Origin of the sequence: Sphingomonas sp. 7/4-4 (genome assembly GCF_027941955.1) — a bacterium.
In the GTDB taxonomy this organism is placed as follows: Bacteria; Pseudomonadota; Alphaproteobacteria; order Sphingomonadales; family Sphingomonadaceae; genus Sphingomonas.
Genome location: NZ_CP115960.1, coordinates 3,939,334 through 3,960,030, shown reverse-complemented (window position 1 = coordinate 3,960,030; position 20,697 = coordinate 3,939,334). Strand labels below are relative to the sequence as shown.

Below are 20,697 nucleotides of genomic sequence, written 5' to 3'. Positions count from 1 at the left end.
CCCCTTGAATTGCGGCGCGGTCAGACGGTGATCAGGTTGGTCGGCCAAGTCACCGCTTCGCCGCGGTCCATCGCCTGCTCGCCGAGCAGCGATGCGACGCTTGCGTGATAGGCCTGGGCCAGCATCCCCGGCAGCGGCTTCCCCGCACGCACCGCCTCGCCAAAGCCTTCGAACTGCAGCATCGTCTCGTCATATTCGCCCCAACCGAGCGATTCGCCCGGCGTCGTCACCGGAAGCTCCGGGAACCAGGTCGCGCCGCCGATCGGCACGACGCGCTTGTGCCCGCGCTTGACGTCCTCCTGCATCCGCTGGAGCGCCAGCACCTTGGGCGGCACTTCCTGATAGATGCGGCCGAGCTCGGGCTCGATCGTGCCCTTGCTGCCCTGAATCTGCTCCTCACAGCCATAGCGCGCATTGTTGAGCAGCGACGTGTAGACGAATTTGCGGCCGTCCGGATATTCGTAGACCAGAGCGACATGGTCGTAGACCTCGCGGCCATCCTTCCAGAAGCAGATGCTGCCCGATCCGATCACCCGCGTCGGCACCGCGTCGAGGAACCAGCCGCCGATCTGCAGCTGGTGCGTCGCCAGCTCGGTCATCAGCCCCGCCGAGGCGTCGCGATACAGGCGCCAGTTGATCTTGCGGTCGGTGCTTCCCGGCGGGATCGGGCGCCGCCAGCTGGTGTTGCGGTGCCAGCTGGCACGGATCTGGGTAATCTCGCCGATCTCGCCCGCCTTCACGCGCTTGAGCGCGTTCAGATAGGTCGGGTGGAACATGCGCTGATGACCGATCTGCAGCACCTTGCGGCTGTCCTGCGATCGTTTCACCATCGCAGTGCAGTCCGCGATGGTGCGCGCCATCGCCTTCTCGCACCACACGTGCTGGCCCGCGCCGAACGCATCGAAGGCTTGGCGTGCATGCATGTCCAGCGGCGTCGCGATGACGACGGCGTCCAAACCGCCGGCGTCGAGCATCGCGCGGTGATCGGCAAAGGCGGGCGTGTTCGCTGCCACCAGTGCCCGCCCTTTCGCGAGATGCGGCTCGAAATTGTCGCAGACCGCCGCGACGGTGCAATTGCGGGTCTTGAGGATGTTGCGGATCAGGGTCCGGCCCCGGTCACCGGTCCCGATCACGCCCAGCCGCACACGATCGCGCTGGAGCGGCTCGGCCGCCGCGGCGGACACCGCCCAAGGCGCGGCAGCGGTCATCCCCGCCCCCGCCGTCGCCTTCAGCACGCCGTCGAGGAACGCGCGTCGCGTCAGGTCGAAATCCTTGTCGGTCATTGCAGAGCCACCTCGTACGCATGCGCGGGCATCGCCCGCTCGAGACTGAAATCGAACAGAAAACGGCGCGACCGTCCGCCATCCGGAAAGCACCCGGCCTGCACCTCGTCGGCGACAAGCAGCGCGGTGCTCATCACTTCGGCACGCGACCCCCTGTAATCCACCGCGACAGCCGTGCGTGCCGCGGTGACGCGGGAGCCGTCGGTCGGCCGGATCATAGGCGCGCGCCCGGGCGCACTCGCCCCCGCACCCACCGTCGACGAGACCGAGAGCGCCTCGTCACGCAGCTCGAGTTCCACCAGAACGCGCTCGGCCTCGAGCGGATGGGGTATGGCGACCGGCCAGCCTCCCCCAGCGGATGCTCGCCGATGACCGCGATCGAGCTCTCGCCCGCGCAGAGAAAGGCCGAAGTCACTCCCGCGTCGCGCAGCGCGTCGCATGCGCGGTCGAGCGCGAAACCTTTGCCGAACCCGCCAAAGTCGAACGCCACCGGCTGCGAAGCCGCGATGCGTGCGGCACTTCGATCAAATCGAACCGCTCCCCATCCCGCTCCCGGGCGTGCCGCGTCTGCGGCCGGATCGAACAGACCCTGCGTCAGTGCATGCGCCGTCTCGATCTCGATCAGCGCGTCGAGCAGCAACGGATCGTCGACATGGCAGGGCCGCCCCGCCATCAGGCAATCGTTGAGCGCGGTCGTAGCCGAGGGACGGTGGATCGTCAGGGCATCGTCCACCGCCTCGATCGCCCGCCGCGCCGCATCGATCGCCGCGCGCTCGACCGTGCCGAACAGATGGAGTTCGACGCGGGTGCCCATTGCTGCGAACCGTTCGGCATGCATCGGGATCGGGGAAGCGATCAGGCCTTGACCTCCCAGCCGGGCTGATAGTCCACCGCCCATAATTTCATCGCCTCCGGGCTCTTCGGCTTGCCCGTCGCCACGTCCAGCGACAGCGTCGACTTGGTGCGATAAGCGATGTTGCCGAGGTGGCAAAGCGTGGTGCTGATATGCCCTTCGCGGATCGGCGAGGCGAGCGCGGGGCGCGGCCCCGGATCACATCGACGAGATTGCCGGCATGGTAGATGTCGAGCGCGCCCTCGCCCACCGTTCCGGTGGTTTCCGACGTCGCGGGCGCCTTGACCACGCGTGTCGACTTGCCCGCCAGATCGAACAGCTCATAGCCGTTGCGATCGACCACCGCCGAGCCCTTGGTGCCGAGCAGCAGCACGCCGCGGCCGCGGCCGTAGCGCAGCATGCCGTTGCAGCTGTTGCCGTCCCAGCGGATCGTGCGGCCGTCCGCATAGAGCAGGTCCATCGACAGCGTGTCGTACATCTCCCAATCGTCGTCGCGGAAGAACTGGCGCGAGCCGCGCGCGGTCACTTTCTCGGGGAAGGCCAGCCCCATCGCCCAGCGCGCCACATCGAGCTCGTGCATCGCATTGTTGCAGGTCTCGCCCGTCCCGTATTTCCAGAACCAGTGCCAGTTGTAGGGAACGAGATTGGAGCGATAGGGCCCGCGCGGACGTGGCCCCTGCCACAGGTCCCAGTCGAGGTTCGGCGGCGGCGCGGTTTCGTGCCCGCGGCCGATCGAGACGCGATTGTTCGCATACCAGGTCTGCGCCTCGTAGACGTTGCCGAGCTCGCCTGCCTTGACCAAAGCAACCAGCTGCTGCGTCTCCGCGCTCGAGCGCTGCTGGTTGCCCACCTGCAGCTTCCGCCCGGTGCGTTGCTGCGCCGCGATCAGTGCTTCGCCTTCGGCAGGCGCCATGCCGATCGGCTTTTCGAGATAGACATGATGGCCCGAATCCATCGCATCGATGCCAAGCTTGGCATGCCAGTGATCGGGCGTGGCGACCGTGACGATGTCGACTGCCTTGCGATCGAACAGGCGGCGATAGTCGCCCTCGGTCTGCGGCGCCGGATGCCCTTTCGCGGCGAATTCGCCCGCGCGTTTCGCCAGCACGTTCGAATCGACGTCGACGAAATGGGTGACTTCGACATTGGGCAGCTTCGAGAAGGCGCTCATATGCGCCTGCCCGCGGCCGTTGACGCCGACCACTGCGACGCGCAGCCGATCGTTGGCGCCTCTGATCCGCGCATAGCTGCGGGCGCTCATCGCGATTCCCGCAGCGGCGCCCGCACCCTTGATCATCGTCCGGCGGTCGAGCATCGTCATCTCCTCAAAGCGCGCGCAATTTGATCGAACGGAACTCGACGCGGTCGCCATGATCCTGGAGCAGGATCGGGCTCTGCTCGGCCTCGCCGAAATTCGCCCGCCCGGCGAACTTGCTCTGCGCCACCAACGCCCGGAACTCGGGCGACCCGCGGTCATATTCGACGACCTTGAAGCCGTTCAGCCAGTGCTCGACATGCCGGCCGCGTGCGACGATCACCGCCCGGTTCCACTCGCCTGGAGGGTTGACCCTTTTGCCCGGACTGTCGGGATCCGAAAGGTTGCGCGCCGCGATCAGATCGTAGAGCGAGCCAACCGTCCGGTTGCCGTCACGCCCCATCTTCGCATCGGGGTGGCGGGCATCGTCGAGCAGCTGATATTCGAGCCCGACCGTGGAATCCTTGCCGTCGAGGAAATATTTGATCCCGCTATTGGCACCGGGAGAGGCGAAAGTCGATCGACAGCTCGAAGTCGCGATATGCGCGATCGCTCACGATATCTCCGCCGCCGCCTTCGACCCGCAATATTCCGTCGCCGATCGACCAGCCCTTTGCCGGAAACCCGCCGCCTTTGGCGCTGTGCCAGCCGGCATTGGTTCGGCCGTCCCACAGCAAGCGCCAACCGGCCCGGCGCTCACCGTCGGACAGGCGGTTGGCGAGCCAGGCCTGCTGCTCCAGCGGCGTCGCGGGCGCCGCGAACCGTGCCGCGCCGGCGTCGATGATCCGGATCCCCCGGAACCGCACTTCGGGTCCCCGGGCCGCCTCGGCGTCGGGTATGGCGTGGACCTGGAAGGCGATGAACCCGCGGGCATCGGTATCGTCGACCAGATCGGCGGCGGGCACGCCGTTTATCCAGGTGCGGATCCGGTTGCCGATCGCTTCCACCCGATAGCGATTCCAGTCCCCCGATCGGAAAACCTGTCGCGCCGCATCGTTGCGGCCGAGCGTGTAGAGCCACTGGCGGCGCTGCTCGTCATAGATGCCGGCGCTCCACGCCCGCTTCGACGGGTCGATCTCGGCCTGATAGCCGAAGACGACACCCTTGCGGTAATCCGGCCGGCTCTGGCCGCGGATCATCACGCCGGAATTGAGCGCCGGATCGGTCTTCGCCTCGAATTCGAGGATGAAGTCGCCGAACTGCGTGTCCGACACCAGCCAGCTGTTCGGCGATCCCGGCGCGGCGCGCCCGACCAGCTCGCCATTCTCGACCGCGAACTTCGCGTTCCCGCCGGTGACGTGCCAGCCCGCCAAACCGGTGGCCGGCGTCATTGCGCGCCACGGCGCGGCTTTCTGCATCGCCGCGGAAGACATTGTCGCGACCGTGGCGGTGAGCAGTGCCAACGCCATGGTGCGGACTATTCTTCTGATCCCGGAGGCCGGGCTCGAGCGCCGCGCTGTTCCTGACGCCATCATTGACATCCTCACCCTGTGTCATCCGCGCGCATTTTACGGCGCGGCTTCTTGCGACTGATAGATCTCGGTCAGACCACATGCAACAACATTGTCAGACAGTAACGTATTGGCCAACCACACGTAAAGGCAAACGGCCATACCACATCGGCGAAATGAGTCAGGCCTCATTGCCAATGTGGCCTGACCATGATAGCAGCTCGGAAAATAAATCAAAAATGCAAATTGCCGACAATTACCTCCCGGGCGGCGGAAACTGCCGAATGCCCGGGTCAATGGGAGAGGGGAATGAGGCGCGATCGATTCAACCGGCGGGGACTGCTCGTCTCGGCCAGCCTGGCGAGCCTTTTGGCTGCGGCATCGGCACAGGGGCAGACGACGCCTCCGGGCGGGACAGGAGGCGATCCACAGGCTGCGGAGCCTGCCGGGCCGGACGCACAACAGCCGCAGGAACAGGAGATCGTCGTCCAGGGCTTCCGCGCTTCGCTGGACAATGCGCTGAACCTCAAGCGCGAAGAGACCGCCGCCGTCGACTCGATCGTCGCCGAGGACATCGGCAAGTTCCCTGACTCGAACCTGGCCGAATCGATGCAGCGCATCCCCGGCGTCGCGCTGTCGCGCGGCGACGGCGGCGAGGGCCGCAACATCTCGGTCCGCGGCCTCGGCGCACAGTTCACGCGCGTCCGCATCAACGGGATGGAAGGCGTGTCGCAGGTCAGCGGCAGCGACATCCGCGGCGGCGTCGCCACCGGGCGCTCGTTCGACTTCGTGACCTTCCCGACCGAGATCTTCTCCTCACTGGCCGTCCGGAAAACGCTGTCGGCCGATGTCGAGGAAGGATCGCTCGGCGCGACGGTCGACCTGCGCGCGCCCAAGCCGTTCGATCAGAAGAAGGACTTCGTCCTTTCGGCCACGGCACGTGGCATCTATAACGACATCAGCAAGAAGGCCGATCCGCGCCTCTCGGCTCTGGTGTCCAAAAAGTTCGGCGATACGTTCGGCGTGCTGGCCAGCGTCGCTTATTCGAAGCGCCATATCGACGAATATGCCTATTCGGCCGTCGATATCCTGCCGACTTATGTCGCGGGACAATCGCGTCCGGTGACCTTGCCCGGCGCAACGACTCCGACCAACATCATCTTCCCGTTCTGCACGCCTGTCGGCTACACCTATCAAGGGGTGGCGGTGACCAGCCCCGCCCCGGGCTACGCCAATAGCGGCGTCTCGGTGGGTGCCGACGCAGCCAATTGCAGCACCGGCAATCCACGCACCAGCACCGCGGCCGCTTACGACTATATCATGAGCCGCACCGGCGTTTCGGGCCGCCCGGGCGGCGGCGTGTTCCTGCCGCGCCTGCCCCGTCCGGTGAAGGGCAGCCAGAACCAGGAGCGCCTTGCGGGCTCGCTGACGCTCCAGTGGAAGCCGAGCGACAACACCGACATCTCGATCGATAGCCTCTATTCGCGCTTCAAGGTCAACCGGCTCGACACGATGCTCGACGCTCGCTCGATGGGTCGCACCGCTTCGAACAACGGCCAGCCGATGATGTCGATCCGCGACATCGAGGTCGACGACAACGGCTCGCTCATCCATGGGCTGTGGGACGGCGTCGACCTGCGCTCCGAGATGCAGGACGAGCATTTCACCTCGACATTCCGCCAGGTGAACCTGAACTTCGACCAGCGCTTCTCCGACAGTTTCCGCATCTACGGCCTTGCCGGCATCAATGACTCGCGCCTGCACGTGAACCGGCTGCAGGTCGCGATCGACTCCAACGACACCGACAATTTCTCGATCGACTTCCGCGACGATCCGAACCTTCCCAAGATCGACTATGGCATCGACCTCACCAATCCGGCGAATTTCCTCTACGGCCCGCCGCTCGCCGACGGCAGCCAACGGGGCCAGATCTCGAACTTCATTCGCGACAACACCATCGTCAGCAAGACCTTCGAACTCAACAGCGAGTGGAAGGCGGCACCGGGCTTCACCGTGCAGGTCGGGGGACAGTATCGCACCAACAAATACACTGCGCGCGAGCGTCAGCTGATCCCGAGCCAGTCGCTGCCGCTGACTCTGCCGGCGGGCGTGTCGATGGCCGACATCACGTTCCTGACGAGCGGCATCGGCAAGAACCTGGGCGGCAACATGCAGGATTTCGTCGCGATCGATCCGGACAAGTTCCGCAGCGCAGTGAACTTCGACAGCTTCCAATATTGCAGCGTCGAATGCGCGAAGGGCACCTATGGCGGAGTCAGCGAGAAATACAGCTCCGGCTATCTGATGGTGAAGTTCAACACCGAGGAAACGCTGCCGTTCACGCTGCGCGGCGATGCCGGCGTGCGCTATGTCCACACCAGCCTCGACACCTATGGACCGATCCCCACTGCCGCGCCGACCGGGGCGCCCTACCCTCTTTCTACGTCATCTCGCAGGTGCAGCGCTCGTACGAGGATTTTCTGCCGTCGATGAACCTCGCGCTCGACGTCACGCCGAACGTGATCGCACGCTTCTCGGCATCGCGGGTGATGTCCCGCCCGGCTTATGGGCAGCTGATTCCCAGCGGCAGCGCGAACATCGTGATCCGCACCGCCTCGATCAGCAACCCGTATCTCGATCCGATCCGCGCCAATACGATGGACGCCTCGCTCGAATGGTATTTCGCTCCAGGCTCGCTGCTGTCGGTCGCGTATTTCTACAAGAACATCGAGACCTATATCCAGAACACCAGCCAGCTGGTGCCTTTCCGCGAGCTGGGTCTCCCGCTGTCGCTGCTCAGCGGCACGGGCACCGGTGTGACGCCGGACGAACTGTTCAGCGTGACGCGAAGCAACAATACCGAGGGCGGGCCGCTGCGCGGGTTCGAAGTGAACCTGCAGCTGCCCTTCCGCTTCCTGCCGGGCATGCTCAAGAATTTCGGCGTTCTCGCCAACTTCACGCGCGTGCGCTCCAACATCAACTACATCATCTCGCCGACGATCACGCGCAACGCACCGCTCGTCGGCCTGTCGCCGGAGACTGCCAGCGGCACGCTTTATTACGAGGACAGCAAGTTCAGCATCCGCTCCACGGTCAATTATCGGGCCGGCTATCTGACGGGCATCCCCGGACCGACCGACAGCGACGCGAACGGCGCCGCCAGCTCGATCTTCGTCGACGCTTCCGCCTCGTACAACCTGAGCGAGAACATCAAACTCATCGCGGAAGTAAGCAACATCACCAACGAGACCAACCGGCTGTACACCGACACCGTGCGCCAGGACCCGCTCTACACCGCCTATTTCGGACGCACCTTTGCGCTGGCGGTGAATTTCCAGTTCTAGCCGTCCGATTCCCGCGCGCGCCGGCCGATCCGCGGCCCCGGCGCGCGCGGCCCTGCTTCAGAGCCCACGAAGTCTCTCACATTCGCATCAAAAAATTCGCGCAGTCATTCTGACACACAAGTTTGCCATGGGGCCCGGATACGCAAAGTCCGGGGGCAAGTCAGATGATCCGCAAGACCATCCGAACCAGTTTGACTGCGCTTTTCCTGGTATTGCCGAGCCTGTCGGTGTCCGCGGCTCCGGACCAGTTCGACGGAACGATCGAACATGCCCGCCTCCTGGGCACGCTCGCGCTCGAAGGGGAGTTGTTCCATGTCCAGGGCCTCGAACTCGATAGCCGGCGCATCTGGGTCACTTCGGTCGATCAGGAGAACCGCAAGGGCTATATCCACGAGTTCGACCGGCGCACGGGCAAGCTCCGGCGGCGGCTGGAGCTGACGGACGGGGCAAAATATCATCCTGGCGGGATATCGATTTCCGGCAGTTCGATCTGGGTTCCGGTTGCGGAAATGAAGCCGAAGAGTGCCTCGGTACTTGTCGAGATCGATGCGGACAGCCTGCAGATACGCCGGAGAATTCACGTCGCGGACCATCTGGGGTGCGTGGCAGCATCTGGCCGCACCCTCGTGGCGGGCAATTGGGACAGCGAATTGCTCTACATATTCGATCTGGGCGACAATGCGCGGACGCGCGTCGTGCCGAACCCTTCCCCGACGCACTATCAGGACATGAAGTTCGTCGACGGACAGCTTGTGGCCAGCGGATCGCTGACTTTGTGGAGCGGCGCCGTCGACTGGATCGACTGGCCGTCGATGAAGCTCAAGCGGACATTGCGCGCCGGCGCAATCGGACCGGTCAGGCCCTTGGGCCGCGGCGGGCCCTATACCGGCGAGGGAATGGCGATCGAAGGCCGCGAACTGTATGTCGTCCCGGAAGACGGCCCCAGCCGCCTGTTCCGTTTCAGGCTCGATGATCCACAGGAAAGCTGGCCAATATAGCTCGGTCGTAACTGGTCATCAGCGCACTGCCGGGATTGCCTCGAGCCAGTCTGCAATCGCCAATAACGAGCACCGCCGCGCCGCCAAAACCGATCAGTCCACCAGCATGTGATCCGCCAGGCTGTAGCAGTGGCTCGCCTGATAGGCATTCCGGCCTCGGTTCATGTGCGTCAGATTGAACCTCCGGATCGCGCGCACCGCTTGGCGGGTCGCGAGGAATTTGCGGATGGAGGCGGCCCCGCGCACGTTGATGCCGAAAATGTCCGCGCCGCGTGGGAAAAAACAGCCGATGTCTTCCGGCGTCGTGACACAGTGCTCGAGAAAGGATTCGTCCACCTGCTCCTGTGCCAGCGAGCGATCCGCCGTGAAGTCGGAAAGGTGCACGATGAATCTGGCGCGGATACCCTCGCCGTCCGCATAGAGCGTGAAGAGTTCCATCCAGCTCGCATTGACGCGGGCGAGTGGCTTGTCGGAGGTCGACGGCAGACAGGAAACCGACCAATAATGACGCTCGGTCCGGCGCGGGATCGGAATGCAGGTCGCGCCGTAGATCCCGAGTATCTCCAGCACGTCTTCTGCCTGCGGGCGAGCAAGCAGCTTCTGAAATCGCACGACATATTTGAAGCGCTGTTCCAGCGACTCCGCGCGCTCGCCGGCATCGGGCAATTGCGCGTCGTCCTCCATCCAGGCGCGCTGCTGCTCGAGATCCACGAATTGCCGCAGACCGGTAATGCTCCGGCGTGGAATGGTGCCCATGTCAGGTCTCCTGTGAGATCCGCATGCGCATCCCTACACGGGCCAACTCCCGCATTTCAATTTTTTGATGGACGCTGCAAAATCAGGCATCGCACGGCACCGACTGCAATGCCGAAAACCGTGCCGCCGCTAGCCCGTAGTCCCGCATAGCGCGGCGTGGGCTGCACGAATGAGAAGGCATTCCTCCTGGTTGCTCGAAGCACCGTCCCAGCCGAAGATCGGCCGCATCCCGGCATCATGACGAATGCGCTCCGCAACCGCAAACAGCTCTTGAACCGTCGGTGCGCGGCCCTGGGCCACACAGTCGACGACCTCCGCCGCGAACAGCGGATTGAAAGCACGCATCACCAACACCCTCTCCAACACTGTCCGGGAAATAGTCCTCGCATGTGACAGTCAAAGGACGAGCGCGGAGCTTTTGCGGCAAGGTGCGCGGTCGATCGGTTGAACCCCGATCCGTGAATCGCCTGGCACTGTTCTGGTAATCCGTTCCGGTTCGCGGTGTCATCGCGCCGTAGTGAACGGCCCCTAGCCGCAGCCGATCCAGATAAGGGGTTCGCAAAATGCACGTCTCGGGCAAGAAAACTTCCGCAATGTCGCTTCTCGCATCCGCATGCGCTTTGGCCTGCGCACTACCCGGGGTCGCCGCTGCGCAGGATGCGGGCCAGCCGGCCACGCCTGCGGCGGAACCCCAGGTCGAGGCGGATCCGGCCGACGACATCGTCGTCACCGGCACTGCGCGTGCCCAGCGCCGCTTCGACGTCTCCTATGCGGTCAATTCGTTGAGCCAGGAGGAAGTCCAGAAGATCGCGCCGAAGAACTTCGCCGACCTGCTCGGCACCGTTCCGGGCATCCAGGTGGAAGCGACCGGCGGCGAGGTGCAGAACATCACCCGCGTCCGCGGCATCCCGACCGATCGCGGTTATCTGATCTTCCAGCAGGACGGCCTGCCGCTGTATCACGAGATCGACGGCGTGTTCTTCAATTCGGGCGAAGGCATGAACCGCTACGACCTGATGACCGAGCGGGTCGAGATCGTCCGTGGCGGCCCGGCGCCGGTCTATGCGAGCAGCGCCGCCGCGATCGCCAACAACATCACCGTGACCGGCGACGCCCGATCGCGCGGCCGCGCGCAGCTGACGCTCGGCGACACCGGCCTGTACCGGCTCGATCTGATGCAGTCGGGCCCGATCGACGACCGGACCTATTTCGCGGTGGGCGGCTTCCTGCGCCAGCATGACGGCTATCGCGACAGCGGCTTCCCCAGCGATAAAGGCGGGCAGATCCGCGCCAATCTGAAGCACGATTTCGACAATGGCTTCGTCAAGATCTCGGCGATGTACGTCAACGACCACAATCTGTTCTATCTGCCGATTCCGGTCGCCGATCCGCGCAACCCGTCGGTCTCGCTCGATCCCTATATCGACTATCACACCGGCACGCTGAACTCGCCGGCGCTACGCGACGTCAATATCCGGTATCGCGACGGCACGGGTGCGGTGCAGACCCTGAACCGCGATCTCGCCGACGGCCGCTACATGCGCTTCTTCAACGGCGCGGTGGACTGGGAGGCCGATTTCGACGGCTGGCTGGTCTCCGCCAGGCTCGGCCTCACCAAGGGCAAGAGCAGCTTCGATGCCTTCTACTCGACCACCAATCCGGCCGACGCAGCCACCTTCGCCGCCGGCTATCTCCCTGCGGCGCGCGCTGCGTTCGGCGCCGGCGTCTCGCGGCTCGGCTATGCGATCGCGGGCAGCAACGGCGCGACGGCTTACGATCCCGCCACCGCTTCGGGTCTGATCATGTCGGGCCAGTATCGCGCGGTCGACGCCGATTTCTATTCGAGCCAGGCCGATCTCAGTGTCACCCGCAAGTTCGAGACCGGCTTCGGCACGCACGATATCCGCGCCGGAATCTACGGCTCGGCTTATGGCGTGAGCAGCCGGCAGGTCTATCAGGACATGCTGATCGAAGTGCGGAGCAAGCCGCGGACGATCGACCTCGTGGCGTATTCGGCCGCCGGCGCGGTGCTCGGCTCGGTGACGCAGAACGGCGTGCTGCGCTATACGACCACGCTCAACCAGGGTGAGGGCAACGCGAAGATGGTCGCGGTCTATGCCAACGACACGTGGGAAATCACCAACGGACTGCGGCTCGACGCGGGCGTACGCAAGGAATGGTATGATTATGACGGCTATGCCCTGCTTTCGGCCGAAGCCAATCTGGGCGATGCGACCACCCTTGCCGACAACACCACCCGCGCCTTCACCGGCGCGTTCGTATCGCGCAAGCTGAAGCCGTCGACGACCAATTGGACGGCCGGCCTCAACTATGATTTCACCGACAATCTCGGCGCCTATGGCCGCATCTCCAATCTCGAGGTGCCGCCGCAGCTCGGCGTGACGACGAGCACTGCGCCGACGATCATCAAGACCAAAGCGCGGCAATATGAAGCCGGCGTCAAGGCGAGCTTCGGGCGCAATTACCTCTATGTCACGGGCTTCTATACCAAGTTCGATCCGTTCAACGCCTCGTTCGTCGCGTTCAATCCGGTGACCGGGCGCAACGATCAATCGGTGCCGTTCGTCGGCGAGGCCGTCGTCAAGGGCGTCGAAATCGACGGGAAGGTCGCGCCGCTGCGCTGGTTCGAGCTGACCGGCTCGGTCACCGTCGCCGATCCGCAATATCGCAACCTCGAGAATACGTCGGGCGCGGATCCCAGCGCGGTCAACGGCAACCAGATCATCCGCGAGCCGAAATTCTTCGGCAATCTGCGCCCCGCAGTCCACTTCCCCGTCGGCGAGGGTGAGCTCGAGATCGCCGGCCGCTACGAATGGGTCGGCCGCCGCTATGTCGACCTGTTCAACCTGACGGCGCTGCCGGCCTATCAGACCTTCGGCGCGAACGCGTCGGTCACCTACGGCCCGTGGCGGGTCCAGGTGGTGGCCGACAATCTCACCAACGCCAAGGGCCTCACCGAGGGCAACCCGCGCACCGACCAGCTCGCCGGCCAGGGCGCGACCGACGCGATCTATGGCCGTCCGCTGTTCGGCCGCAACTTCCGCTTCATCCTCAGCCGGAGCTGGTAAGTTGCGCCACGCCGCCATCGCTCTCGCCGTCGCACTGGCCTGGGCGCCCGCGGCGGCCTGGGCGCAGGATCCCCGAGGCTATTCCGCGCCGTTCGCCGACTCGCTGGAGACGCGGGTCTTCCCGCTCTTCGCGATGCTGCGGACGGCGGACGGCTGGGCGCAGGCGCTGCGCGACGACAGGATCCTTCGCCAGCTCGCGACGGAGCGCGCCGCACGCGTGCCACAGGACACGTGCACTCCGTCGCCGCAATGCCTTGCCGATGCGTGGGTCTGGACCGATGCCGACATCGCCACGGTGGAGGCTCGGCTGCGGCTGCTGACGCGCGATCGCCGCCTCGGCGCGGCGCTTGTCGGTCGGCAGATGCGGCCTTCGGGACGGTTCGCACGCCACGAATCCCTGGCCGACGCGGATCTCGTCGCCACCGCCTGGGACGAGGCCGCCGCCGCGATCAATCGCGTGATCGCGGTCTATGCCAAGGGGATTCCGCCGCGTTATCCCAAGATCGACGCGATCATCTTCGACACCGCCAGACCCGAATATGCCGACGTGCTGAGCGCGCACGGCGTGGCCACTGCGGCGCTGAGGCATGACGATGATCTCTTCTTCGACCCATCGCTACGCTACGCGATCGGGCTGCTCCAGATGAACGAGCGTACGGAGGCGGGTGCCTATCGACCGCTTTTGGGTGGCGAGAATGCCGCGGCACTGCGCGCAGTCGCCGGGACCGACTGGCAGGCACGCCCTTATACTGCGCTGCTGGTGTTCGGGCACGGCCCCGAGGATGCGCAATCGCGCACCGGGGTGATGGGGCACATCCGCATGCGGATCGCCGCCGACATGTTCGCACGCGGGCTCGCGCCGTTCATCATCGTGTCGGGCGGCAACGTCCACCCCAACCGTACGCCGTTCAACGAAGCGATCGAGATGAAGCGGCTTCTCGTCACCGAGCACGGCGTTCCGGCCGACCGCATCCTGATCGAGCCGCACGCCCGCCACACCACGACCAATTTGCGCAATTGCGCCCGGCTGCTCCTCGCCGCCGGCTTCCCGGTCGATCGGCCGGCGCTGGTCGTCTCGGACCACCGCACGATCCAGTATATCGGCGGCACCGAACTCGCCCAGCGCAACCTGCGCGAGATGGGCGTCCAGCCGGGCCGCCTCGCGCCGGGCCCCGACCGGTTCAGCCTGCGCTTCACGCCCGCGCCGATCGCTTTCCACGTCGAAGCCGCCGATCCGCTCGATCCTTGATCCGGCTAGACGATCCGGTCGCTCAAAGAAGGAAATCGCTCGACGACAGCGAGGACCAGCCGCCGTCCACGATCAGGCTGAAATCGGCATGGCGGTCACCGTCGACGTCGCCGGTGACGATCAGATCGCCGCCGGAATAGGTGTAGCGGAGCTGGCCCGCACTGCCGGTGAAGGCGCTGCTGCCGATGAACGTGAATGCCTGATTGCCCGACGCGAGCACATTGGCGTCGATCGCCGAGAGCGAGATGCGGTCCTCGCCGTGGCTGAAATCGGCGATCGTGTCCGGAGCCGAGAAGCTGCTGTCCGCCAGCGTCTCGAAAACGAACTGATCGCTGCCGCTGCCGCCGATCAGCGTATCCCTCCCCGCACCGCCGATCAGCACGTCGTTCTGCGCACCGCCGTCGAGCAGATCGTTGCCGCCCAGGCCGTAGAGAACGTCGTTCCCGCCAAGCCCGCGGATCTCGTCCGCATAGGCAGTGCCCGTATGCGTGCCGGGCCCCGAGTTGCCAGTGATGTTGACACCCTGACTATCACCCAAATCCCGAACATTGACCGAGATCGCCTGGACGTCGCTGCCCTCCATGTCTTTCGCGCGGACGAGCACGTCATAGATATTGTTGCCGTCGGCATCGCGCGCATTCTCGAAATCGGGCGCCGCGGCGAAACGCAGTGCGCCGCTGCTGTCGATCACGAACAAAGCGGCGTCGGCGCCGCCCACGATGGCGTAGCCGGGCTGGCTGACGGCACCGGAGACCCGAACCGTCGTGACCACGCCCGTGCCGTTCTCGGCGAAGTCGACCGACGCGGTATCGCCGCCGCCATTTGAAGTGATTGTTATCGGGCTGAAATTCACGACGTGGACCGAGATGGCCTGGGTGTCACCTCCTCCACGTCCTTCGCGGCGACGATGACTTCATAGACATTATCGCCGTCGACATCGCGTGCGTTCTCGAAGTCGGGCACCGCCGTAAAGTGCAGCACGCCGTTGCCATCGAGCTGGAATGCACCGGCATCGGCACCGCCGACGATCGAGAAGGCAGGCGCGCCCCATGCGTCGGCAACCCTGACGGTCGTGACCGCGCCGCTGCCGTTCTCGTCAAAATTGACCGAGGCGGTGGCGCCGCCGCCATTGGAGGTGATCGCGATCGGGCTGACGAAATCCGTGACGGTAACGGCGATCCTCTGCGTGTCGCCGCCCTCATTGTCATCAGCGCGAACCGTGACGAAATAGACGTTGTCGCCATCGGCATCGCGTGGATTTTCGAAATCGGGAATGGTCGAGAAGGAAAGCCAGCCGGCCCCGTCGACAGTGAACGCCTGATAATCGTCGGTCGGGACGATCGAGTAGCGCACATTGCCGCTGGCGCCCGCGGTCGTGATCCTGGCCACGGTCCCCCAACCAAGCTCCACCACATCGGTCGCGGCAGTGGCGCCGCCGCCCAGCGAAGTGATCGCCAGCGCCGGCGCGACATCGGTCACCTGAACAGCCACGTCCTGGCTGTCGACACTCGAGCCGTTCGTCGCCTCGACCGTGACTTCGTAGTAATTGGTCCCGGTGCTGCTGGAAGGCGCCTCATAATCCGGCGCGGCGACAAAATGGAGCGCGCCGCTGCCGGTGTCGATGGCGAAGAGCGCGGCATCGGCGCCGCCGGCGATCCGATAGCTCACTGCGCCTCCCTCGTCATCGCGGGCGGCGATCGTGGCGACGGCGGTGCTGTTCTCGGATATCGCGTAGGAAGCGCCGGGATTGCCATAGCTCGAAGTGATCGAGACATTGCCCTGGCTCGTATCGGCAACGGTCACTGCCCAGGCCTGGGTGACGACGAACGTGCCGTCGCCCGCTTGCGCGGTGACCTCATAGACGTTGTCGCCATTGGCGTCCGTCGGCGCCTCATAATCGGGCGCGGACTTGAAATAGACCTGCCCGGTGAAGGGATTGATCCCGAACAACGCGGCGTCGGCGCCGGCTAGCGAGAAATGGGGCGGAGTGTTGTCGGGATCGTAGACGGTGAACGTCGCGACGGCCTGGCTGTTCTCGATCGCGGCGACCGTCGCCGAGGCCGCGCCGCCGAACGACGTGACGAACAGCCCCTCGTTGACATTGTCGACGCCGATGCGGACGGTAAAGCGATCGCTGAGATAACCGTCCGAGACGATTATCTCGACTTTATAATAATAGTTCTCGCCGCTGTAGCTGGTCGGGTGCTCGTAATCGGGCGCCACCGTGAACCGGAGCGCGCCGGTGGCGGGATCGATCGTGAAGAGCCCGGCATCCTCGTCGTACCGCTGGCCGAGACTGTAGGTGAGCGTATCGCCATCGGGATCGGTGGCAGCGAAGCTCGCGGTGACGAAAGTCTCACCTTCGTCGATGAAGATGATATTGCGGCTGTCCTTGATTACCGGCGCTTCGTTTACATCATCGGGTTCGGTTGCGATGGCGTCGGCCGGAGCGTCATTGACTTCCGCCATGAAGCCATTGTGGAATGCCTTGAATTCATGCGTGAAGTTCGCCGCCATATCCGCCCCCTCTTCGGCCCAGACAGTGGACCTTTGCACGAGCCGAATAGACGAGACTATTAAAAGCGGTGCGAGCAGGGTCGGTTAATCGCGTTTAAGGGATTGCTACGCCCCGGGACTGTGGAAGCGGCCGCTGCGGGCTCAGCTTCTCACCAGCGTATTGCGTGGCGATGTTCGTATACGCTCAGATCATCGGGCGTGTTGATGTTGCCGAACTTGTGCTCAAATTCCACGGGCTTGGCCGACACCGCACGCGCCCAGATGCTGAACGAACGATCGTTATTCCTATCGAGCCAGGAATGCAGATGTTCCGCCAGTACGCAGGGCCAGAGGCCGACCACGGGAAGATCGGCGACATAGGCCGGGCCCGATTCCTCCAGCAGGCGATCGCAAAGACCGCTCGGCAGGTCCGGCGCATCACAGGGCGCGCTTAGCACGGCCGTGAAGCCTGCATCCTTGCCGAAAGTCAGGGCCGCGCAAAGCCCGCCGAGTGGACCGAGACCGGCATGCGGGCGATCCTCCAGCGAGGCCATTTCGCGATGCGTTCGGCCGCAAACGACAAGTGCATCACAGTGCGGACGAAGCGCATCGGCGACGTGCGCGAGGAGCGTTCGGCCATTGAGCACGGCCTCGGCCTTGTCGCTGCCGAAGCGGCGCGAGCGACCGCCGGCAAGGATCGCGCCGAGCAGCTTCACGCGATCGGCCGCAGCAGCGCGTCGGGACGGGTAAGCACGCGCAATTCAAGCCCGGCCGACCGCGCGCGCGTCAACGCAAGCGCGGTCGGAGCGGAGATCGTCGCGAGCATGGGGCAACCCGACAAAGCGGCCTTCTCCACCAGCTCGTAGGAGCAGCGCGAAGTGAGCAAGGCGAAGCCCTGGTCCCACGACAACCCTTCGCGCAGCATCGCTCCGATGAGCTTGTCGAATGCGTTGTGGCGGCCGACATCCTCGCGAACGAGCCGGATCGCGCCCGCCTGCGTGCAGGCCGCCGCGGCGTGCACCGCGCGCGTCGCCGCGCCGAGCGGTTGGGTCTTCTCGAGTGCTTGCAGCGCAGTGAATATCGCCTGGTCGTCGCCGGCCCAAGGCATCGATCGCGAAGGCAACGGGCGCAGCGCCTGTTCGAGGCTTTCTACCCCACACAATCCACAAGAGGAATCGGCAGTGCGATGGCGGACGCGATCCGAAACGCGGTTCGCCACGCGTTGCGACAAGGTCAGGCGCAGTACCGTGCCATGTTCGAGCGCATGCACTTCGGCGTCGAGCATGTCGCCGGCATCGTCGATCAGCCGCTCGGTCAGCGCGAAGCCATAGCCCATATCGAGCAGATCGCCCGGACTGGCCATCAGCACAGCATAGCCAAGGCCATTGCACTCGATTGCCACCGGCACTTCCTCGGCGATCGCACGCTCCCGCACGTCGGCGCTGCCGTCGGCGCCGATCCACTCGAATGGGAGAGTCAGTGCGGCGGTCAAACGCGTATCCGGACGGGCACCGATTTCGCCGCGGGGACATGGCTCTGCTCGGCGTGATGCTCGACCGGCATCAGCACGTTCGCCTCCGGATAATAGGCTCCCAGGCAGCCGCGCGGAATGTCGTAGGGCGTGACGATCAGCCCCTCGCGCCGGCGCAACCTGCCGTCCCCGGCGTCGCTCTCCAATGCAACGATCTGGCCTTCGGACACGCCCGCCACGGCCATGTCCTCGCGATTGATGAACAGCACGTCGCGCGTCCCTTTCACGCCGCGGAAGCGATCGTGATAGCCGTAGATCGTCGTGTTGAACTGGTCGTTCGAGCGCAGGGTCATCAGCCGGAAGCGCCCTTCCGCATCGGCGAACCCGGTCGCGCTCAGCCCGCTCGGCGCGAGGAACTCGGCCTTGCCGCTCGGAGTCTGCCAGATCCGTTCGGCCGCCTTGTTGCCTTTCCAGAAGCCGCCGGGCGTGAACAGGCGCTGGTTATAGTCCTTGAAGATCGCCGGATACGTCGCCTCGATCGCTTCCCGGATCCGGCTGTAGTCGGCGACCCAGCCGTCCCAGTCCACGCGCGGATTGGGCGGCAGGATACGCTTGGCGAGTTCCGCGACGATGCGCGGCTCGGACAGAAGATGCGGGCCGGCGGGCTTCGCCTTGCCGCGCGAGCCGTGGATGCAACTGGTCGAATCCTCGGTGGATACCGCCTGCGGTCCGCTCGCCTGCACATCCTCCTCGATCCGGCCGAGGCAGGGCAGAAGATAGGTGATCTTCCCGGCGAAGAGATGATTGCGATTGAGCTTGGTCGCAATCTGGACGGAGAGGTCGAGGCGCGGCCAGGCTTCCTCCATCGCCGCGGTTTCCGGCACCGCGCGCAGGAAATTGCCGCCGAGCCCGATCACGGCTTTCACGGAGCCATCGATGACGCCGCGACAGGTCTCGACGGTATCGAGCCCTTTCTCGGTCGGCGGATCGAAGCCGTACAGCTCCTTCAGCCTGTCGACGGGCACCAATTCGGTCTTCTCGGTGATGCCGACGGTGCGCTGGCCCTGGACGTTCGAATGGCCGCGCACCGGCGTAGGCCCAGCGCCGGGCCTGCCGATATTGCCACGCAACAGCAGCAAATTGACCACCATGCGGACATTCTCGACGCCCTTCACATGCTGGGTCAGCCCCATGCCGTAGATGGCGAGCACGGCCTTCGCTTTCGCATAGACCCGCGCCGCCTGCTCCAGCGCCGATCGCGCCAATCCGGACTCGCGCTCGATATCCGTCCATTCCACGGAGCGCGCCGCATCGGCGAAGGCGTGGAAATCATGCGTGTGCTGCGCGATGAATTCATGATCGAGGACCGGCGGGTCGCCGACCGCCAGCGCGGCATCGTCCCATTCGATCAGGAATTTGGCGATGCCGAGCATCGCGGCGATGTCGCCGCCGGCCTTCACCTGGTGATATTGCGTCGAGATCTGCGTCTCGCCGCCCGTCACCATTTCGATCGGGTTCTGCGGATCGGTGAAGCGTTCGAGCCCGCGCTCCCGGAGCGGATTGAAGGTAATGATCTCCACCCCGCGCTTGCGCGCGCTGCGCAGGTCGTGGAGCATCCGCGGCGCATTAGATCCGACATTCTGGCCGAAGAAGAAGATCGCGTCGCACGTCTCGAAATCCCTGAGCTGCGTCGTCCCCACCGGGACGCCGATCGCCGCCTTCAGCCCCACCGAGGTCGATTCGTGGCACATGTTCGAGCTGTCGGGCAGGTTCTGGTTGCCGAACATCCGCGCCATCAGCCCGTACATGTACGACGCCTCGAGGCTGGTTCGCCCCGACGAGTAGAAGGCGACCGACCTGGGATCGAGCGGGCGCAGCGCCGCGCCGATCGCGTCGAAAGCCTCTTCCCAGCTGCACGCGACATATTTGTCGGTGACTGCATCATAGCGCAGTGGATGCGTCAGCCGGCCGTGCTGCTCGAGATCGTAATCCTTCCAGTCGCGCAGCTCGGTCAGCGTGTGCTGTTCGAAGAATTCCGGCGTGGTGCGCAGCGTGGTCAGCTCCCAAGCAGTCGCCTTCGCGCCTTCCTCGCAGAACTCCGCGGGGTGATGATCCGCGGGTTTGGGCCAGGCGCAACTGGTGCACATGAAGCCATGGGGCTTGTTCTGGCGCGCGAGCTGGAGCAGCGCATCAGGCGTGACACGCTCGCGCGGCAGGATCTCAGCGAGCGAGCGTACCGAGCCCCATCCGCCCGCCGGACCGGCAAAAGGCTTGATCTCGGGCTTGTCCGAACGCTGCTTCGACATGACGCCTATCCTTCCGCCGCCCGGCTGGAGCAGTCTTCCCGGACAATGGTACGGAGCACACCGACTGCAAGAAAAATCCGCGAACCGCGCCTGACCTTTCGTCTCAATAATATCGCGGAATGGGGCCACGTTGCGGCGTCTGGTCC

General features: G+C 64.9%; 19 protein-coding genes. 6 read left to right on the top strand and 13 right to left on the bottom strand.

The window, feature by feature from the left end:
- Positions 1-20: 20 nt before the first annotated feature.
- The 6 genes from PIB19_RS20290 to PIB19_RS20265 all read right to left on the bottom strand — a co-directional run bounded on the left by PIB19_RS20290 (position 21) and on the right by PIB19_RS20265 (position 4,722).
- A complete protein-coding gene (locus PIB19_RS20290; protein ID WP_271238788.1) occupies positions 21-1,283 on the bottom strand; it encodes a Gfo/Idh/MocA family protein in 1,263 nt (420 codons plus the stop codon).
- A complete protein-coding gene (locus PIB19_RS20285; RefSeq protein ID WP_271238787.1) occupies positions 1,280-1,501 on the bottom strand; it encodes a hypothetical protein in 222 nt (73 codons plus the stop codon). Before PIB19_RS20285 ends, PIB19_RS20290 begins: the two co-directional genes overlap by 4 nt.
- A complete protein-coding gene (locus tag PIB19_RS20280) occupies positions 1,498-2,121 on the bottom strand; it encodes an FAD:protein FMN transferase (RefSeq protein WP_271238786.1) in 624 nt (207 codons plus the stop codon). The genes PIB19_RS20285 and PIB19_RS20280 overlap by 4 nt, the downstream gene beginning before the upstream one ends.
- Before the next feature lie 64 nt (positions 2,122-2,185).
- Positions 2,186-3,451, bottom strand: coding sequence for a Gfo/Idh/MocA family protein (locus PIB19_RS20275; protein WP_271238785.1), 1,266 nt, complete (start codon positions 3,449-3,451; stop codon positions 2,186-2,188).
- 10 nt (positions 3,452-3,461) lie between these two features.
- Complete coding sequence (locus tag PIB19_RS20270) at positions 3,462-3,878, bottom strand: 3-keto-disaccharide hydrolase (protein ID WP_271241042.1); 417 nt, start codon at positions 3,876-3,878, stop codon at positions 3,462-3,464.
- A 4-nt stretch (positions 3,879-3,882) separates the two neighbouring features.
- Positions 3,883-4,722, bottom strand: coding sequence for a family 16 glycoside hydrolase (locus PIB19_RS20265; protein ID WP_271238784.1), 840 nt, complete (start codon positions 4,720-4,722; stop codon positions 3,883-3,885).
- On the opposite strand from PIB19_RS20265, the gene PIB19_RS20260 reads away from it, so the two are divergent.
- The 4 genes from PIB19_RS20260 (at position 4,709) to PIB19_RS20245 (ending at position 9,184) form a co-directional block, all read left to right on the top strand.
- On the top strand, positions 4,709-4,924 hold the full coding sequence (locus PIB19_RS20260; protein ID WP_271238783.1) for a hypothetical protein: 216 nt from the start codon (positions 4,709-4,711) through the stop codon (positions 4,922-4,924). The two genes, PIB19_RS20265 and PIB19_RS20260, sit on opposite strands and share 14 nt — an antisense overlap.
- A 227-nt stretch (positions 4,925-5,151) precedes the next feature.
- Positions 5,152-7,335, top strand: a complete 2,184-nt coding sequence (locus PIB19_RS20255) for a TonB-dependent receptor (RefSeq protein WP_271238782.1) — start codon at positions 5,152-5,154, stop codon at positions 7,333-7,335.
- Positions 7,332-8,186 (top strand): TonB-dependent receptor domain-containing protein, encoded by an 855-nt coding sequence (locus PIB19_RS20250; protein WP_271238781.1) that lies wholly within the window; start codon positions 7,332-7,334, stop codon positions 8,184-8,186. Before PIB19_RS20255 ends, PIB19_RS20250 begins: the two co-directional genes overlap by 4 nt.
- A 164-nt stretch (positions 8,187-8,350) precedes the next feature.
- On the top strand, positions 8,351-9,184 hold the full coding sequence (locus tag PIB19_RS20245; RefSeq protein ID WP_271238780.1) for a DUF6454 family protein: 834 nt from the start codon (positions 8,351-8,353) through the stop codon (positions 9,182-9,184).
- Positions 9,185-9,277: 93 nt separating this feature from the next.
- Here PIB19_RS20245 and PIB19_RS20240 read toward each other — a convergent pair whose 3' ends face one another.
- Positions 9,278-9,940: a hypothetical protein gene (locus tag PIB19_RS20240; RefSeq protein WP_271238779.1), complete on the bottom strand. Its 663-nt coding sequence runs from the start codon at positions 9,938-9,940 to the stop codon at positions 9,278-9,280.
- A gap of 129 nt (positions 9,941-10,069) precedes the next feature.
- Positions 10,070-10,285 carry a hypothetical protein gene (locus PIB19_RS20235; protein ID WP_271238778.1) on the bottom strand — a complete coding sequence of 72 codons (216 nt, stop codon included), beginning with the start codon at positions 10,283-10,285 and terminating at the stop codon, positions 10,070-10,072.
- A gap of 248 nt (positions 10,286-10,533) precedes the next feature.
- On the opposite strand from PIB19_RS20235, the gene PIB19_RS20230 reads away from it, so the two are divergent.
- The gene (locus PIB19_RS20230; protein WP_271238777.1) at positions 10,534-13,029 is read left to right on the top strand and encodes a TonB-dependent receptor; all 2,496 of its coding nucleotides are present in this window, start codon (positions 10,534-10,536) and stop codon (positions 13,027-13,029) included.
- A 1-nt stretch (position 13,030) separates the two neighbouring features.
- Positions 13,031-14,278 carry a YdcF family protein gene (locus tag PIB19_RS20225; RefSeq protein ID WP_271238776.1) on the top strand — a complete coding sequence of 416 codons (1,248 nt, stop codon included), beginning with the start codon at positions 13,031-13,033 and terminating at the stop codon, positions 14,276-14,278.
- Between the two features lie 22 nt (positions 14,279-14,300).
- Here PIB19_RS20225 and PIB19_RS20220 read toward each other — a convergent pair whose 3' ends face one another.
- The 5 genes from PIB19_RS20220 to PIB19_RS20200 all read right to left on the bottom strand — a co-directional run bounded on the left by PIB19_RS20220 (position 14,301) and on the right by PIB19_RS20200 (position 20,551).
- Entirely contained in the window at positions 14,301-15,131 is an 831-nt protein-coding gene (locus PIB19_RS20220) for a calcium-binding protein (RefSeq protein WP_271238775.1), read from the bottom strand.
- Positions 15,128-16,795 carry a cadherin repeat domain-containing protein gene (locus PIB19_RS20215; RefSeq protein ID WP_271238774.1) on the bottom strand — a complete coding sequence of 556 codons (1,668 nt, stop codon included), beginning with the start codon at positions 16,793-16,795 and terminating at the stop codon, positions 15,128-15,130. The genes PIB19_RS20220 and PIB19_RS20215 overlap by 4 nt, the downstream gene beginning before the upstream one ends.
- Before the next feature lie 149 nt (positions 16,796-16,944).
- Positions 16,945-17,490: a molybdenum cofactor guanylyltransferase gene (mobA, locus tag PIB19_RS20210; protein ID WP_271238773.1), complete on the bottom strand. Its 546-nt coding sequence runs from the start codon at positions 17,488-17,490 to the stop codon at positions 16,945-16,947.
- Positions 17,487-18,266: a formate dehydrogenase accessory sulfurtransferase FdhD gene (gene fdhD / locus PIB19_RS20205; RefSeq protein WP_443018656.1), complete on the bottom strand. Its 780-nt coding sequence runs from the start codon at positions 18,264-18,266 to the stop codon at positions 17,487-17,489. Before fdhD ends, mobA begins: the two co-directional genes overlap by 4 nt.
- Positions 18,263-20,551 carry an FdhF/YdeP family oxidoreductase gene (locus PIB19_RS20200; protein WP_271238772.1) on the bottom strand — a complete coding sequence of 763 codons (2,289 nt, stop codon included), beginning with the start codon at positions 20,549-20,551 and terminating at the stop codon, positions 18,263-18,265. Before PIB19_RS20200 ends, fdhD begins: the two co-directional genes overlap by 4 nt.
- Between the last annotated feature and the right edge of the window lie 146 nt (positions 20,552-20,697).